The organism is Nocardia sp. NPDC004860, from assembly GCF_040609015.1.
Lineage (GTDB): Bacteria > Actinomycetota > Actinomycetes > Mycobacteriales > Mycobacteriaceae > Nocardia.
In genome coordinates this window covers 183,877-198,811 of the sequence record NZ_JBEXJI010000005.1, presented here as the reverse complement: position 1 = coordinate 198,811, position 14,935 = coordinate 183,877, and the positions used below count along the sequence as shown (strand labels likewise).

At 67.0% G+C, this 14,935-nt stretch carries 9 protein-coding genes and 1 pseudogene; 5 read left to right on the top strand and 5 right to left on the bottom strand.

Translation table 11 applies throughout. The features are described from left to right. Positions 1 to 5 precede the first annotated feature (5 nt). Complete coding sequence (locus tag ABZV44_RS13665) at positions 6 to 5,486, top strand: biotin carboxylase N-terminal domain-containing protein (RefSeq protein ID WP_354835682.1); 5,481 nt, start codon at positions 6 to 8, stop codon at positions 5,484 to 5,486. Between the two features lie 10 nt (positions 5,487 to 5,496). After that, positions 5,497 to 6,348, top strand: coding sequence for an SAM-dependent methyltransferase (locus ABZV44_RS13660; protein WP_354835680.1), 852 nt, complete (start codon positions 5,497 to 5,499; stop codon positions 6,346 to 6,348). 48 nt (positions 6,349 to 6,396) lie between these two features. Here ABZV44_RS13660 and ABZV44_RS13655 read toward each other — a convergent pair whose 3' ends face one another. Beyond that, the gene (locus ABZV44_RS13655) at positions 6,397 to 6,879 is read right to left on the bottom strand and encodes a hypothetical protein (protein WP_354835678.1); all 483 of its coding nucleotides are present in this window, start codon (positions 6,877 to 6,879) and stop codon (positions 6,397 to 6,399) included. 290 nt (positions 6,880 to 7,169) lie between these two features. Here ABZV44_RS13655 and ABZV44_RS13650 point away from each other — a divergent pair. Next, a pseudogene (locus tag ABZV44_RS13650) lies at positions 7,170 to 9,911 on the top strand (aminotransferase class I/II-fold pyridoxal phosphate-dependent enzyme); the annotation flags it as partial. Positions 9,912 to 9,940: 29 nt separating this feature from the next. Here ABZV44_RS13650 and bfr read toward each other — a convergent pair. Together bfr and ABZV44_RS13640 are read right to left on the bottom strand one after the other, a co-directional pair. After that, complete coding sequence (gene bfr / locus ABZV44_RS13645) at positions 9,941 to 10,420, bottom strand: bacterioferritin (RefSeq protein ID WP_354835676.1); 480 nt, start codon at positions 10,418 to 10,420, stop codon at positions 9,941 to 9,943. A gap of 56 nt (positions 10,421 to 10,476) precedes the next feature. After that, the gene (locus ABZV44_RS13640) at positions 10,477 to 10,668 is read right to left on the bottom strand and encodes a (2Fe-2S)-binding protein (RefSeq protein ID WP_354835674.1); all 192 of its coding nucleotides are present in this window, start codon (positions 10,666 to 10,668) and stop codon (positions 10,477 to 10,479) included. A gap of 160 nt (positions 10,669 to 10,828) precedes the next feature. On the opposite strand from ABZV44_RS13640, the gene ABZV44_RS13635 reads away from it, so the two are divergent. Beyond that, complete coding sequence (locus ABZV44_RS13635; protein ID WP_354835672.1) at positions 10,829 to 11,584, top strand: Mut7-C RNAse domain-containing protein; 756 nt, start codon at positions 10,829 to 10,831, stop codon at positions 11,582 to 11,584. 322 nt (positions 11,585 to 11,906) lie between these two features. Here the strand turns inward: ABZV44_RS13635 and ABZV44_RS13630 are convergent, their stop codons facing one another. Continuing rightward, positions 11,907 to 12,473, bottom strand: a complete 567-nt coding sequence (locus ABZV44_RS13630; protein WP_354835670.1) for a hypothetical protein — start codon at positions 12,471 to 12,473, stop codon at positions 11,907 to 11,909. A 172-nt stretch (positions 12,474 to 12,645) separates the two neighbouring features. Here ABZV44_RS13630 and ABZV44_RS13625 point away from each other — a divergent pair, with 172 nt between their 5' ends. Next, on the top strand, positions 12,646 to 13,455 hold the full coding sequence (locus tag ABZV44_RS13625; RefSeq protein ID WP_354835668.1) for an SAM-dependent methyltransferase: 810 nt from the start codon (positions 12,646 to 12,648) through the stop codon (positions 13,453 to 13,455). Between the two features lie 91 nt (positions 13,456 to 13,546). Here the strand turns inward: ABZV44_RS13625 and ABZV44_RS13620 are convergent, their stop codons facing one another. Further along, positions 13,547 to 14,857 (bottom strand): family 1 glycosylhydrolase, encoded by a 1,311-nt coding sequence (locus ABZV44_RS13620; RefSeq protein WP_354835666.1) that lies wholly within the window; start codon positions 14,855 to 14,857, stop codon positions 13,547 to 13,549. Positions 14,858 to 14,935 lie beyond the last annotated feature (78 nt).

Genomic DNA, 14,935 nt, shown 5'->3' with positions numbered 1-14,935 from the left:
AGTCAATGTTCACGCGCATCGCCATCGTCAACCGTGGAGAGGCGGCCCGCCGCCTGATCCACGCGGTCCGGGAATTCAATGCCCAGCATCGCGATCGAGAGCCGCTGCGCACCATCGCGCTACACACCGATGGTGAGCGGCAGGCGGGGTTCGTTCGCGACGCGGATGAGGCGTACTGCCTGGGGCCGGCCTCGGCCCGGCCGTATCTGGACATGGCGGTGCTGGAGCGGGCGCTGACCGAATCCCGGGCCGACGCGGCCTGGGTCGGCTGGGGTTTCGTGGCCGAGGACCCGGCCTTCGCCGAGCTGTGCGACCGCCTCGGGGTCACGTTCATCGGCCCGAGCGCTACGGCCATGCGGGCACTCGGGGACAAGATCGGCGCCAAGCTGCTGGCCGAACAGGTCGGTGTGCCGGTGGCAGCCTGGAGCCGCGGGCCGGTCGAATCGCTCGACGACGCACTGGGCGCGGCCGAAGCGATCGGATACCCCCTGATGCTCAAGGCGACCGCCGGTGGTGGTGGCCGGGGCATCCGGATTGTCGCGACGCCTCAGGAGTTGCGTGAGGCTTACGCGCGGACCAGCGAAGAGGCGGCGCGTTCGTTCGGCAACGGGACCGTCTTTCTGGAGCGGCTGGTTTCCGGTGCCCGGCACATCGAAGTACAGGTGATCGCCGACTCGCACGGCACCGCGTGGGCGCTGGGTGTGCGCGACTGCACCGTTCAGCGGCGCAACCAGAAGATCATCGAGGAGTCCGCCTCGCCCTTGCTGAGCGCGGAACAGATTGCGACAGTGAAGGATTCGGCCGAGCGTCTGGCCCTGGCGGTCGAGTACTGCGGGGCCGCCACCGTGGAATTCCTCTACCAGCCGCAGGAACAGCTGTTCGCCTTCCTGGAGGTCAACACGCGGCTGCAGGTGGAGCATCCGGTCACCGAGGTCACGACCGGAATCGACCTGGTGAAACTGCAATTGGAGGTGGCGGCCGGATTGCCGCTGCGCGGTGACAAGCCGGTCGAGCGCGGCCACGCGATCGAGGCGCGTTTGAACGCGGAGGACGCCGACCGCGATTTCGCCCCGGCGCCGGGGCGGATCGAGTTGCTGCGCTGGCCCGTCGGGCCCGGCATCCGCATCGACACCGGCGTTGTCGAAGGCGACGACATCCCCTCGGATTTCGACTCGATGATTGCGAAGATCATCGCGTACGGCCGGGATCGGGCCGAGGCCCTTGCCCGCCTGCGCCGGGCGGTCGCCGAGACGACGGTCGTCATCGAAGGCGGCGCCACCAACAAGGGCCTGCTGATGTCTCTGCTGGAGTCCGCCGAGGTGGTGAACGCCACCGCCGACACCCGCTGGGTGGACCGGGCCCGCGCCGCAGGTGAGCTGCACGCGGCCCAGCGAACCGGGATCGCGCTCGCGGCCGCCGCCATCGCCGGATACGAGGAGGACGAGGCAGCGCGCCGGATCCGCCTGTGGGAGACCGGCCGCGGGGGTCGCCCGCAGGTGCTCGACGAACCGCTGCGCGCGGTCGAGGTGAAGCTGGCGGGCCGGGGCCATCGGGTGATCGCGGCCAGGACCGGTGCGAACAGCTTCCGCGTCGGCATCGGCGACGACACCGGCTTCGATGTCGACCTCACGCGGATCGACACGTACTCCAGCCGGCTCGGTGTCGGCGACCGGACCTATCGCGTCGTGTCGGCGACACACGGCACCGTGCAGGTCGTCGAGGTCGATGGCGTCGCACACCGGGTCAGTCGCGACGAAGGGGGCTCCGTCCGCGCGCCCGCGCCCGCTCTCGTCGTCGCCACGCCGGTCGCCGAGGGCGCCGAGGTCGGCGCGGGCACACCGGTTCTCGTGCTCGAGAGCATGAAGATGGAAACGGTGCTCCCGGCGCCGTTCGACGCACGGGTCCGCAAGCTGCTGGTGGCGGTGGGCAGCCAGGTGTCCACCGGAACGCTGCTGGCGCAACTGGAGGTGCTGGACGAGAACGCCACCGAGGAACCGCAGGAACCCGTGGACCTGATGCTGCCGGAGCTCGACGAGCCGTCCACCGCGATCCGGGCCGCGCGGGCGCTGCGCGAAGTATCCGGGGTAATCCTCGGTTTCGACCACGCCGACGATGCCGAATCGGCGGTGACGCGATATCTGCGAGACCGGAGCGGCCTCGTCGCCGAGGCGGGAGCGCCGTGGGCGGCCGAGGCCGAGCTGATCGAATCATTCTGCGACATAGCGGAACTGTGCGACCCGCGCCCGGAAGACGACACCCACCGCTCGCGGCGGGAGCAGCTCCACATCTATCTGCAGAGCCTGGACGCGAACCGCGGTCGGCTGACGGCGGGTTTCCGGCAGGTTCTGACCAGCGCACTGCACCGTTACCGGGTCGATGGTTTGGAGCGCACCCCGGCGCTGGAAGCGGCTGTCTACCGAATTGTGCTGGCTACCAGGCGATTCGATGAATCCAGCCACGCGATGCAAGATCTGCTGAAGGTGTGGCTCAGCGAGCCCCGCCAGCACGACGACAGTATCCGGCCCGCGCTGGAGCGAATGATCCGTGTCGGAGCGGCGCGGACGCCGGTGCTCGCCGATCTTGCTCGCAGTGTCGAATTCCGGTGGTACCTGCACCCCGAGGCCGAGGCGGCGAAGGCCGGGGCGCTGGCCGGGGTGCCCGACGAACTGCGCATTCTCGCCGGCCTGCCGCACCTCCCGGAACGCACGCGGCGCATCATGGCCATCGCGGACATCGCCGAGTCGCTGGATCACCTGGTGGCGGCTCGACTCCAGCGAGACATCCATCTCCCGGTCGACCCGCTGCTCGAGGTGCTGTGCCGCCGCCGCTACGCCGAACAGAACCTGGGCGACGTGCGCGCGGTGACCATCGCGGGGCGGGCCTTCGCGATCTGCGACTACGAGCTCGAACTCCGGCCGGGCAACACCGTGCCCACGACCTGCGTGGCGACCATGGGGCGGATGAGCGATCTGCGGGACGGGCCGTCGGGCGCCCTCACCACCGCACTGCGCGGCTTGCTGGAAGGCGCGCCCACCGACCACGTCCGGGTGGTCGATCTGCTGCTGTCCTGGCCGGCCGCACCCGGTTCCGCCGACGAGCGGGCCCGCGGACTGCTGGACGCGCTGCAGAACGCCGGACTGACCTCGGATATGCGGCGCATCACGGTGGCACTGGCGCCGCCACACGACGGTCCGCTGGAACAGTTCACCTTCCGCACCCGCGCCGGTGAACTGGTGGAAGATACCGTGATTCGCGGGGTGCACCCGCTGGTGGGCCGCCGGCTGCATCTGTGGCGGTTGCGCAACTTCCACCTCGACCGGCTGCCGGCGCCACCGGACATGATCGTGTATCACGCGGTCGCCAAGGAGAATTCGTCCGACGAACGTCTGGTCGCCCTTGCCCAGGTGCGCCGGTTCGCGCCGGTTCGTGACGGCGCCGGCGCCATCGTCACCGTGCGCGGTGCGGAAACGGTGCTCAATGCGTGCGCCGAAGTGGTGGCGCGGGCCCGCCGAGACCTGGATCCGGCCGGGACGCGGCTGGCGCTCAACCACGTGTGGCTCGATATCCGTCCGGTGATCGATGTCGATACCGCCGTGCTGGCCGACTGGCTGCACGCCACCGCACCGCAGATCATCCGGGCCGGTATCCAGGAAGTGGTGGTGCACGGCCGAGTCCGTCAGCCCGACGGCGCCTACGACTTCCAGGTGACGCGGTTCCGGTACGACCTGACCGGCGGCACCGAGGTCACCGTCGACGCCCCGCCCGCGGAGCCGCTGGCGCCGCTGCGTGATTACGACCAGAAGGTGCTGCGGGTCCGGCGTCGCGGTGCCGTCTATCCCTACGAGCTGATCGACCTGGTACGTGGCCCGAACGGCAGCTTCACCGAGCTGGATCTTCCGCCACAGGGCGGCGACCTGATCGAGGTCGACCGTCCGCGTGGCCTCAATGCGGCCGGAATCGTCGTCGGTACCGTCAGCACGCCGACCCCGCTGCATCCGGACGGGGTGCGCCGGATCGTCCTGTTCGGTGACCCGTACCGCGAACTGGGTGCACTCGGTGAGCCCGAATGCACCCGTATCGATGCCGCGCTCGTGCTGGCAGAGCGCGAACGGATTCCGCTCGAGTGGTATTCGCTGTCGTCGGGTGCGCGCATCTCGATGGACTCCGGCACCGAGAACATGGACTGGGTGGCTCGGGTACTGCGCCGCATCGTGCAGTTCACCCAGCACGGCGGCGAGATCAACATCGTGGTCGCGGGGATCAATGTCGGTGCCCAGCCGTACTGGAACGCCGAGGCCACGATGCTGATGCACACCCGCGGCATCCTGGTGATGACGCCGGCCAGTGCCATGGTGCTCACCGGCAAGCAGTCGCTGGACTTCTCCGGCGGGGTCTCGGCGGAGGACAACTTCGGGATCGGCGGGTACGCCCGGGTGATGGGCGCCAACGGCCAGGCGCAGTACTTCGCTCCGGATCTCGTTGCCGCGCACGAGATTCTGATGAGCCACTACGAACACACCTACGTCGCCGCCGGGGATCCCGGTCCGCGCCGGGCAGCGAGCATCGACCCCGTGAATCGCGATATCACGGAGTTCCCGCACCACCATCTCGACAGCGAATTCACAACCGTCGGACAGATATTCGGGTCGGACACCAATCCCGACCGCAAGAAGCCGTTCTCGATCCGGGCCGTGCTCCGGGCGGTCTCGGACCAGGACTTCCCGCTCTCGGAGCGCTGGGCGGACATGGCCGAGGCCGAGACCGCGGTCGTCACCGATGCCCGCATCGACGGGTGGTCCGTGTGCTTGATCGGCATCGAATCGGCTCCGGTTGCCCGGCACGGCTTCCCGCCCGCCGATGGCCCCGAATCCTTCACCGCCGGAACCCTTTTCCCGCTGTCGTCGAAAAAGGTGGCGCGGGCGATCAACGCCGCCAGCGGCAACCGCCCGGTAGTGGTGCTGGCGAACCTGTCGGGCTTCGACGGATCGCCCGAGTCGATGCGGCGGCTCCAATTGGAGTACGGCGCCGAAATAGGCCGCGCCATCGTCAATTTCGATGGACGGATCGTCTTCTGCGTGATCTCGCGCTATCACGGCGGCGCCTTCGTGGTGTTCTCCAAGGCGCTCAATCCGAATATGACGGTGCTGGCCGTCGAGGGCTCCTTCGCATCGGTGATCGGCGGTGCGCCTGCCGCGGCGGTGGTGTTCGCCCGCACCGTCGACGCTCGGACCGCAGCCGATCCGCGTATCCGCCGTCTGCAGGAGGAAATAGCCATGACCGAAGACCCCGGTAAGCGGGCCGAGCTGGTCACCGAGTTGGCGGACGAACGTGTCACGGTACGGGCCGAGCACCTGTCCGCCCTCGGGACCGAATTCGATGGCGTGCACAGCATCCAGCGGGCGGTCGAGGTCGGCTCGGTCGACGCGGTCGTCTCCGTTCCCGAACTCCGCGCACGCATCGCGGCCGCCATGGCCGCCGTCTGGTGAGCGTCGTCCCATGACCGAAATGAAACCGATCATCTCCAGCGTGTCCGACACCGCACGGTGGGTCGCGGTGTACCGGGCGATCGAGTCGGCGCGCCCGGACGCACTGTTCCGCGATCCGCTGGCAGGCATGCTCGCAGGCGACGTCGGGCCCGTCATCGCGGCCGAGACGACCCGTGTGATGGGCGATCACGGGTGGCCGATCGTCGCCCGTACCAAGCTGATCGACGACATGATCAGCTCGGCGATCAACAGCGGTTGCGACCGGGTGATCAACCTGGCGGCAGGCCTGGACACCAGGCCCTACCGGCTCGATCTGCCCGCGGACCTGACGTGGATCGAAGCCGATCTGCCGGCGCTGCTGGAGGAGAAGAAGCGGCTGCTCGACCGGTACACGCCGCGTTGCCGGCTGATCAGGCGCGCCGTCGACCTCTCTGATGCGGTGGCCCGGCGGGCGTTTCTGAACAACGCCCTCGCCGGGGCCGCCCGGGCATTCGTGATCACCGAGGGGCTGGTCATGTATCTGCGGCCCGACGAGGTCCGGCAACTGGCAGCGGACTTCCGGCGCGAGGAGATCACCTGGTGGGTGGTCGACATCGTGTCGGTCGTGATTGCCGAGCGTCTGGAGCGTAGTGGTGACGGCCTGCTGAAGAACGCGCCCTTCACCTTCACGCCGGCGAATGGCGTCGCGTTCTTCGAGGACGAAGGATGGGAAGTGCTCGAGGTGGAGTCGATCCTGCAGGCGGCGAGCCGATTTCGGCGGCTCTCCCCGATGTATCGCTTCTTTTCCCGTCTGCCGCAACCGAATCCACGCAAGCCCGGCACCGTCATCCCGTGGAGCGCCGTTCTCCGACTGATCCACTGAGCCGCTGCCGGGCGGTCACCCGGCCGACCACCAATTCGCCCTCTGGGCTCAAGAAGCCGTGAACGTACCGAGCCCCGAGGACAGGTTGATGGCGACGCCGTTGGTGGTGGCGGCTGCGACGATCCGGCCTGCTCCGGTGAACACCGACACCGATGCCGGGGCGCAGTCACAAGATTGCTGTGATATTGCTCGAATTGGCAGGTCGGTCACCGCCGTTTTTCCGGTCGTCAGGTTCGCCCAGTGGATCTGGACGGCCGAGTCGGGCATGCTGCCACCGTCGAACTGTGGTGGGGTGGCGACACCGAAGGTGGTGACGCCGCGTTGCTCGCCGACGGTGGCCGTCAAGCCGATCGTGAACTGCCTGGGGCCTCCGATTGATTGGGACACTTCCATCAATGGGAGCTGGAACGTGGTCGTCTCCGCGGCGTGAGCGACGGCGTGCTGCCCCAGAACCAGCGCACTTGCCATGGCACCCGCGAAACCCAGCTTGCCGACCGCGCCGGCAACCCGGCGGATCACGTTGTTCGTCACTAGCCCTCCTCACAGTTGGTTCCTGCTGATTCCTGCCTGCATCGAGATCGGCGACGCGCTGACGACTGCCCTGAACGAGCACCCTGCCAGTAAAACAACCCGAGATCCGATATTCACGGCATCGCCCCGCGCGTCGCCGCGGGGCAACCCGATGGCGGCGCACTGCCGCCGAACGCGAGCTAGGAATTTGCTCGACAACGGGACACAATACTTGCAGGGATGACTGTTCCAGAGCGATCTGCCGTTTTCGGCAGACCCACCTCGTCTGCACTGATTGGGGCGGAACCGACATGCACCGAGACGGTGAGCGACCGAAACGGCTCAGTGTTTCCGCGCTGGCGGCGGTAGCCAACCCGTCGTACTCGCGAATCGATACCTGGAATCTGCTCGACGACGCCTGCCGTCAGCTGGCCGATGTCGACCGTGCCGGTCAGGACACCACACATGAGGCCGCCGTGGTGCGACGTCTGCTCGATCGTCTCGGCGCCTACGAGCGGTACTGGCTGTATCCGGGAGCGGAGCGACTGGCGGCGTTCCACAGATATGTCGACGACCTGGCCACGGCGCGGCTCACCGAGGAGGTGTCGCTGGCCGTGCGCCTGCTCTCCGAATACGGCGACCGCACAGCCCTGTTCGACACCTCCGCGCCCTTGGCCGATCAGGAGCTCGTGGCTCGGACCAGACAGCAGCAGTTCTATACCGTCGTGCTCGGCGACGATTCCCCGCCCGAGGCTCCCGAGAGCCTGGCGGAGAGCCTGCGGGCGCTTCGCGACCCGTGCGACGATGTGCAGTTCGAGCTGCTCGTCGTCACGAGCATCGAGGACGCGATCACCGCCGTCGCATTGAACGGCGAGATTCAGGCGGCGATCATCCGGCATGACCTGCCGCTGCGTTCCCGCGACCGGGTGCCGTTGATGAACACGCTGCTCGGCGCCAACGAGGACGTGGTCGTGACCGACCGCACCCACGACTGGGTCGAATGCGGTGAGTGGATCCGGAAGCTGCGGCCTCATATCGACCTGTATCTGCTGACCGACGAGTCGATCGCCGCGGAGACCGAGGGCGAGCTGGACGTCTACGACCGCACGTTCTACCGGCTCAACGATGTCACCGACCTGTACAGCACGGTGCTCGCCGGCATCCGGAACCGGTTCGCCACACCATTTTTCGATGCTCTGCGCGCCTATGCGGCCGCACCGGTCGGCCAATTCCACGCCCTTCCCGTCGCGCGCGGCGCCAGCATCTTCAACTCCAAATCGCTGCAGGACATGGGCGAGTTCTACGGCCGCAACATCTTCATGGCGGAGACGTCGTCCACCTCCGGCGGGCTGGACTCGCTGCTGGACCCGCACGGCACGATCAGGGCGGCCATGGACAAGGCCGCCGCGACCTGGTGTGCCGATCAGACGTACTTCGTCACCAACGGAACATCCACCGCGAACAAGATCGTCGTGCAGGCCCTGACCCGGCCGGGCGACATCGTTCTGATCGACCGCAATTGCCACAAGTCGCACCATTACGGCCTGGTGCTCGCCGGCGCGTACCCGATGTACCTGGACGCCTACCCGCTCGCGCCGTTCGCGATCTACGGAGCGGTGTCCCTGCACACCATCAAGAAGGCGTTGCTGGACCTCGAGGCTGCCGGGCAGCTGGACCGGGTGCGCATGCTGCTGCTCACCAACTGCACGTTCGATGGCATCGTCTACAACCCCCGGCGGGTGATGGAGGAGGTCCTGGCGATCAAGCCGGACATCTGCTTCCTGTGGGACGAGGCGTGGTACGCGTTCGCGACCGCGGTGCCGTGGGCCCGGCAGCGGACCGCGATGGTCGCCGCCGAGCAACTCGAATCGACATTGTCCTCACCCGGTTACGCCCAGGAGTACCGCCGGTGGCAGGCGTCGATGGACGGCGTGGACCGTGCCGAGTGGGCCGACCGCCGGCTGCTTCCCGACCCCGGGCGGGCGCGGGTGCGCGTATACGCGACGCATTCCACCCACAAGTCGCTGTCGGCGCTTCGGCAGGCGTCGATGATCCATATCCGCGACCAGGATTTCGCCGCCCTCGTCCGCGAGATGTTCACCGAGGCGTTTCTGACCCATACCTCGACGTCGCCGAACCAGCAACTGCTGGCGTCGTTGGACCTGGCGCGCCGGCAGGTCGACATCGAGGGCTTCCAGCTGGTCCGCAACGTCTACGACATGGCGCTGGTCTTCCGGCACCGGGTCCGCAAGGACCGGCTGATCGGCAAGTGGTTCCGCATCCTGGACGAGGCCGACCTGGTGCCCGAGGAGTTCCGGGCCTCCGAGGTCAGCTCGTACCGGCAGGTCAGGCAGGGTGGGCTGGCGGAGTGGAACGAGGCGTGGCGGTCCGATCAGTTCGTGCTCGACGCGACGCGGGTCACCCTGTTCATCGGCAAGACCGGCATGAACGGATACGAGTTCCGCGGGAAGATCCTGATGGACCGATTCGGCATCCAGATCAACAAGACCTCGATCAACAGCGTGCTGTTGATCTTCACGATCGGCGTCACCTGGTCGAGCGTGCAGTACCTGCTCGACGTGCTGCGGCGGATCGCCACCGACTTCGAGCGCAGCGAGAGCGCGGCCGGCAAGGCCGATCGCGCCCTGCAGCTGCGCCGGGTCGACGCGATCACCAAGGATCTGCCCGCGCTACCCGACTTCAGCGAGTTCGACACCGCCTTCCGTCCCGACGGCGCCAGCTCGTTCGGCGACATGCGATCGGCCTTCTACGCCGGATATGAGGAGTCCGACCGCGAACACGTCCTGCTCGGCGAGGCCGGTCGCCGGATCGCCCAGGGAAAGACCCTGGTGTCGACGACTTTCGTCGTCCCCTATCCGCCCGGCTTCCCGGTGCTGGTCCCTGGTCAGGTGATCTCGCGGGAGATCCTCTATTTCCTGGCCGAGCTCGACGTCAAGGAAATCCACGGCTACAACCCCGATCTCGGGTTGTCGGTCTTCACCGATGCCGCGCTCGCGCGGCTCACGGCCCGGCGCCTGGGTGTCGCCACGGTCGACGGTGTGCCGACTGTGACGAGGCAGGATCAGTCCTCCGCGGCGTCGGTGTAGCGCTGGAGATAGAGGGCTTCGCCGAGCTTCTCGAGGAGGTCGAGTTCGGTGTGCAGGTAGTCGACGTGCTGCTCTTCGTCCTCGAGGATCTGTTCGAAGAGGCGAGCCGAGATCGCGTCGCCTCGCGAGCGCATCAGCTCGATGCCCGGGCGCAGCCGGTCGACGGCGTCGATTTCGATCTGCAGATCGGCCTGCAGCTGTTCGGCGATGGTCTGTCCGATACGTAGCAGGCCGAGTTTCTGGTAGTTGGGAAGCCCATCGAGAAACAGGATTCGATCGGTGAGGATTTCCGCGTGCCGCATCTCGTCGATCGACTCGTGGCGGGTGTGCTGGGCCAGTTTCGGGAAGCCCCAGTGCTCCTGCATCTTGGCATGCAGAAAGTACTGGTTGATCGCGGTGAGTTCGGCCGTCAGCTGGTCATTGAGCAGTGCAATGATGTCCTTGTCGCCCTTCATGGCGTGATCGTGGCACAGATCACACGGGGTGGCGAGGTGCGAGCGCGCGTGTCGGATCAGGCCGCTGAGGACTCGGTGCCGGACGACGCCTGAGCCTGGCTGAAAACCTCCGCCAGTCGCCTCGCGCAGTTGCCGCAGCCCGGTCGCCAGCCGCAAGCGCGTTTGACCTCTCGGACGGAGTGGGCGCCGCGCGAAACGCAGTCGTGCACATCGTCTTCGGAGACGGCGTTGCAGATGCAGACATACACGGGCGGGCCTCGCTGGCGGGAGTTGTTTTCCGAAGAGGCCGACCACTCAGAGGTAAGCCTCCCCTAATTTATAGCACCGGATAGGGGAATCGGGAAGGCCGCGCTCGCGGGGGGCGCCGCTCGACAGCCGGATGGCGCTGCCGGGGCCGACAATGGTCATATGACCGGCAGTGTCCAACTGCGCGTGTACGCCGAGCTGAACGACTTCCTGCACCAGGATGTCCGGTACACGGCGCAGCCTCGGCCGATCCGTCCCCATCAGACCGTGAAAGACGTCGTCGAGGCTGCCGGTATCCCGCATACCGAGGTCGATCTGATCCTGGTGAACGGCGAATCCGTCGGCTTCGGCCACCACCCGCAGCCGGGCGATCGGCTCGTCGCCTACCCGATGTTCGAGACGCTGGATATCGGCCCGCTGACCCGGGTACGCCCTCATCCGCTGCGTGATCCGCGTTTCGTCGTCGACGTCAATCTCGGCGGGCTCGGACCGCTGCTGCGACTGATGGGACTCGACGCTCGCTGTGAGTGGGACGCCGACGACGCCACTCTCGCCGCGACGGCCGCCGCGGAGAATCGCATCCTGCTCACCCGCGACCGCGGACTTCTGAAGCGGCGCAACGTGACCCACGGCGTCTTCGTCCGCTCGAACCGCCCGTTCGAACAGCTGGTGGAGGTGATCCGCCGCCTCGACCTGGCCGATCGGCTGGCCCCCTTCACCCGTTGCCTGCGCTGCGGCGGCCTGCTCACCGACGTGCCCAAACAGGACATCATCGATCGGCTCCAACCCCTCACCCGCCGTTATTACGACACCTTCCGCCAGTGCCCGGAGTGCGGCCGGATCTACTGGGAGGGCTCGCATCAGCCCCGCCTGAACAACCTCGTCGCCCGAATCCGCGCCGCGATCGGGTCGTCGTAGCGGGCCGAGAAAAAAATTGCCACCGATGTGCCCGCATGTATTGACTACGGGCAAAGGTGGAGGACACTTGTGTATACACCGAAACACCGGAGAACGCCGCAATGGCGATGGAGACGTCCGTCAAAATGAGCGGTGGAGCCCACAGGATTCGGCCAGGCCCCCGGCAAGTCGATTGGAAAATCGAGTGGTCAGCGACGACTGAGACTCGAGATTTCGATAGAGACTACCGGGGACTGATCTGTTCGGGGGCAAACGTACAGCGGCGCGGCGACCAACCATGGTCGCCGCGCCGTCGTTTCTCCAGTGCGAGCCGAGCCCCGATTCACCTCATGAGGCGCAGCAGGCCGAGGTCGGGAACGAGCGCGCCGTCCTGGCCGAGTGCGAGGAAGTCGGCCTCGACTGCCGAGAGCGGGAGCTTCCCCGCGCGCACTGCGCGGTAGCGCACGAACGACCAGAGGAAGACATCGAGATTGTCGAAGCGGGTGTTGGCCTCGAGCACCTCCTCCTCGTGGAACCACACGGCCACCTGACCATTGGTCAGCACGACGTACAGGTTTCCGCCACCGTCCGCGCCGATCGAGTACACATCGTCGTCGGTGAGCTCGGTGGTGTAGTCCGAATCGCGGATACCGCAATCGTTTCCGGCGAAGTCGAAGCCGTACGACCAGAAGAAGATGTCCGAGAACTGGGGCATCCGGCCCGAACGTACTCGACGATCGAACGCCTCCAGCGCAGCGGCATCCCCCGCCGCGAGACGCGCGAGAAACGGTGCCACCGTACGGGTTTCCTCCGGCACCTGAACCGTCGGGGCGTCGGAGAACCAGCGGTCCAAATCGCCGTCGAGATCACGGTCGGTGTAGCCGGCGAGGTCGGCAAGAGTGAGAGCCACGCCGGGATTCTAGAAGCCTCGAAACAGCGGTGCCGGTGGCGGATGTCCGACTGCCCCTCGAGGCGGCGTGCCCATTGCGCCACTTGTTCGTGATCGTGTCGTATGGAAAGTCGGGCTGGGGTATACCTGCGGTATACGGGTTTTCAGATCTCAGCGTACAGGGGGCTTGCCGATGTCCGGTCAGATCGATCTGCACACCGACGTGCCGCACTCGGCTCGTATGTACGATTACTTTCTCGGTGGCAAGGACAATTACGAGGCGGATCGTGATGCCGCCGAAAAGGCATTGCAGGAGTTTCCCGCGGTTCGGGTGACCGCGCGTACCAATCGTGAGTTCATGCGGCATGCCACGCGATTTCTCGCCGGGCAGGGGATTACGCAGTTCCTCGACATCGGCACGGGTATCCCGACGGAGCCGAATCTGCATCAGGTCGCGCAGGAACTGGCACCGGACTCCCGGGTCGTCTACGTCGACAACGATCCGCTCGTATTCGCGCACGCACGAGCACTGCTGGTGAGTTCGCCCGAGGGCCGCATCGCCTACGTCCACGCCGACGCCGCGCGCCCGCTGGATATCCTCGCAGCCCCGGAACTGCGGGAAACACTGGATCTTTCGCGGCCGGTGGCCGTCTCCCTGATGGCCCTGCTCCATTTCGTGCCCGGCGACGTCCACGAGATCGTCCGGACCCTCATGGAGCCCCTGGCTCCGGGTTCCTACCTCGCGATCTCGCATGTGACAACGGACTTCGACGACGGCGACTCGGATCCCGACGGCATGGCCCGCCTGCTACAGGTCTACGTCGACCGCGGAATTCCCGTCCGTCCCCGCACCCGCGCGGAGGTCGAGCGCCTGTTCGACGGCCTGGAACTGGTGCCCCCCGGCGTAGAGGTGATTCACCGCTGGCGCAATCAGGGCATCGACCACCCACCCGGCCACGACAAAGTCGTGTCGCTCTACGGCGCCGTGGGCACGAAGATCTAGGTTGCCCCCATATTTCGCTGTCTGCGGTTCTTCTTCGAGTTGGTATCACGCGAATGACCCCCGGTCGCAGACCCGGGGGTCATTCGGTCCTTCAGCGCACCGGTTCGGTGCAGCTGGTGGGTGGGTCGACGATGGAGCAGGGGAGTGGGGGACGGGTCGGGTGGTAGCCGGCGGGGACGCTGTCGGCGGTGATGATGGCGCGGTAGGCGGGGACGGCGTCGGTGGCGTGGCGGGTCAGGGTGGGGTCGGTCCGGACGTCGACCGTGTAGAGGCCGAATCGCGGTGTGTAGGAACCCCATTCGTAGTTGTCGGTGAGGCTCCAGTAGTTGTAGCCGATGATGTTCATGCCGTCGGCCTTGGCGCGCTGGACCCAGTAGATGGAGTCGCGCAGGTTGTCGGCGCGGGTGTAGCCGTCGGCGCGGGGCTCGGCGTTTTCGGTGGGCATACCGTTTTCGACTATGTAGAGCGGCTTGCCGGGGAAGGCGCGGGCGTAGTGGCGGAGCGCGTAGTAGATGCCCTCGGGTTGGAGCGCGCTCTCCCACGGGCGGCCGGCGGCGATCTCGGGCCCCGGCGGGTCGCCGTAGTAGTAGTCGATGCCGATGTAGTCGAGCGCATTCGCGATCCGATCCTCGAAGGGCCGCTCGGACAGGGATTCCAGCCCGCTCAGGTAGGCGACATTGCTGGTCACCATGGCATCGGGGGTGCGTGCGTGAATGTAGTCGTAGATCGCCTCGTGGACGGTGACCAGCCGATCGAACATCGCGGGCAGCTCGGTTGCCGGCAGGCCACCGTAGGCCGCGGCGAGTCCGGCGTAGGCGGTCGGCTCATTGATGGTGACCCACAGCGGGTCCGCGTCGGCGTAGCGGTCGACCACCCGCCGGGCATTGGCAAGCCAGGCATCGGGCATGCCGGGATCGCTCCACCCGCCGCGATCGTCCGCCCAGCCGGGATACACCCAGTGGTCGAGAGTGATCATGGGTCGCATGCCGGCGGCGTGAATCGCGGCGATCACCCTGTCGTAGAAGGCGAATCCCTGCTCGTCCCAGCGATCCGGTTCGGGTTGCACGCGCGCCCATTCGACACTGATCCGGTACACCTTGACGCCGAGGTCCGCGGCGAGGCGGATGTCCTGCGCGTAGCGGTGATAGAAGTCGACCGATTCGCCGTACGGGTCGGACATCCGGCCCGAGGCCGCCAGTCTGCTCCAATTGCTGTCCGGCGCAGCGCCTTCGCTCTGAAATCCCGACGACGAGACGCCCCACAGGAAGTCCGGACCGAGTCCGGGCGGTGAATCCGCCTGCGCCGCAGCCGGAGCCAGCGCACCGGCCGCCACTGCCGCCGCGACGGCGAGGATCGCCCGGCGGCGGGCCCGTGCGGCGCGGCGCGCACCCGAGGTGATCATGTGATGCTCCTTCTCCTGGGAAGCCGGTGGCGCTTGCCCCCGTGATCCGGCCGCATGACTGGACAGTAGGCTGGCGAG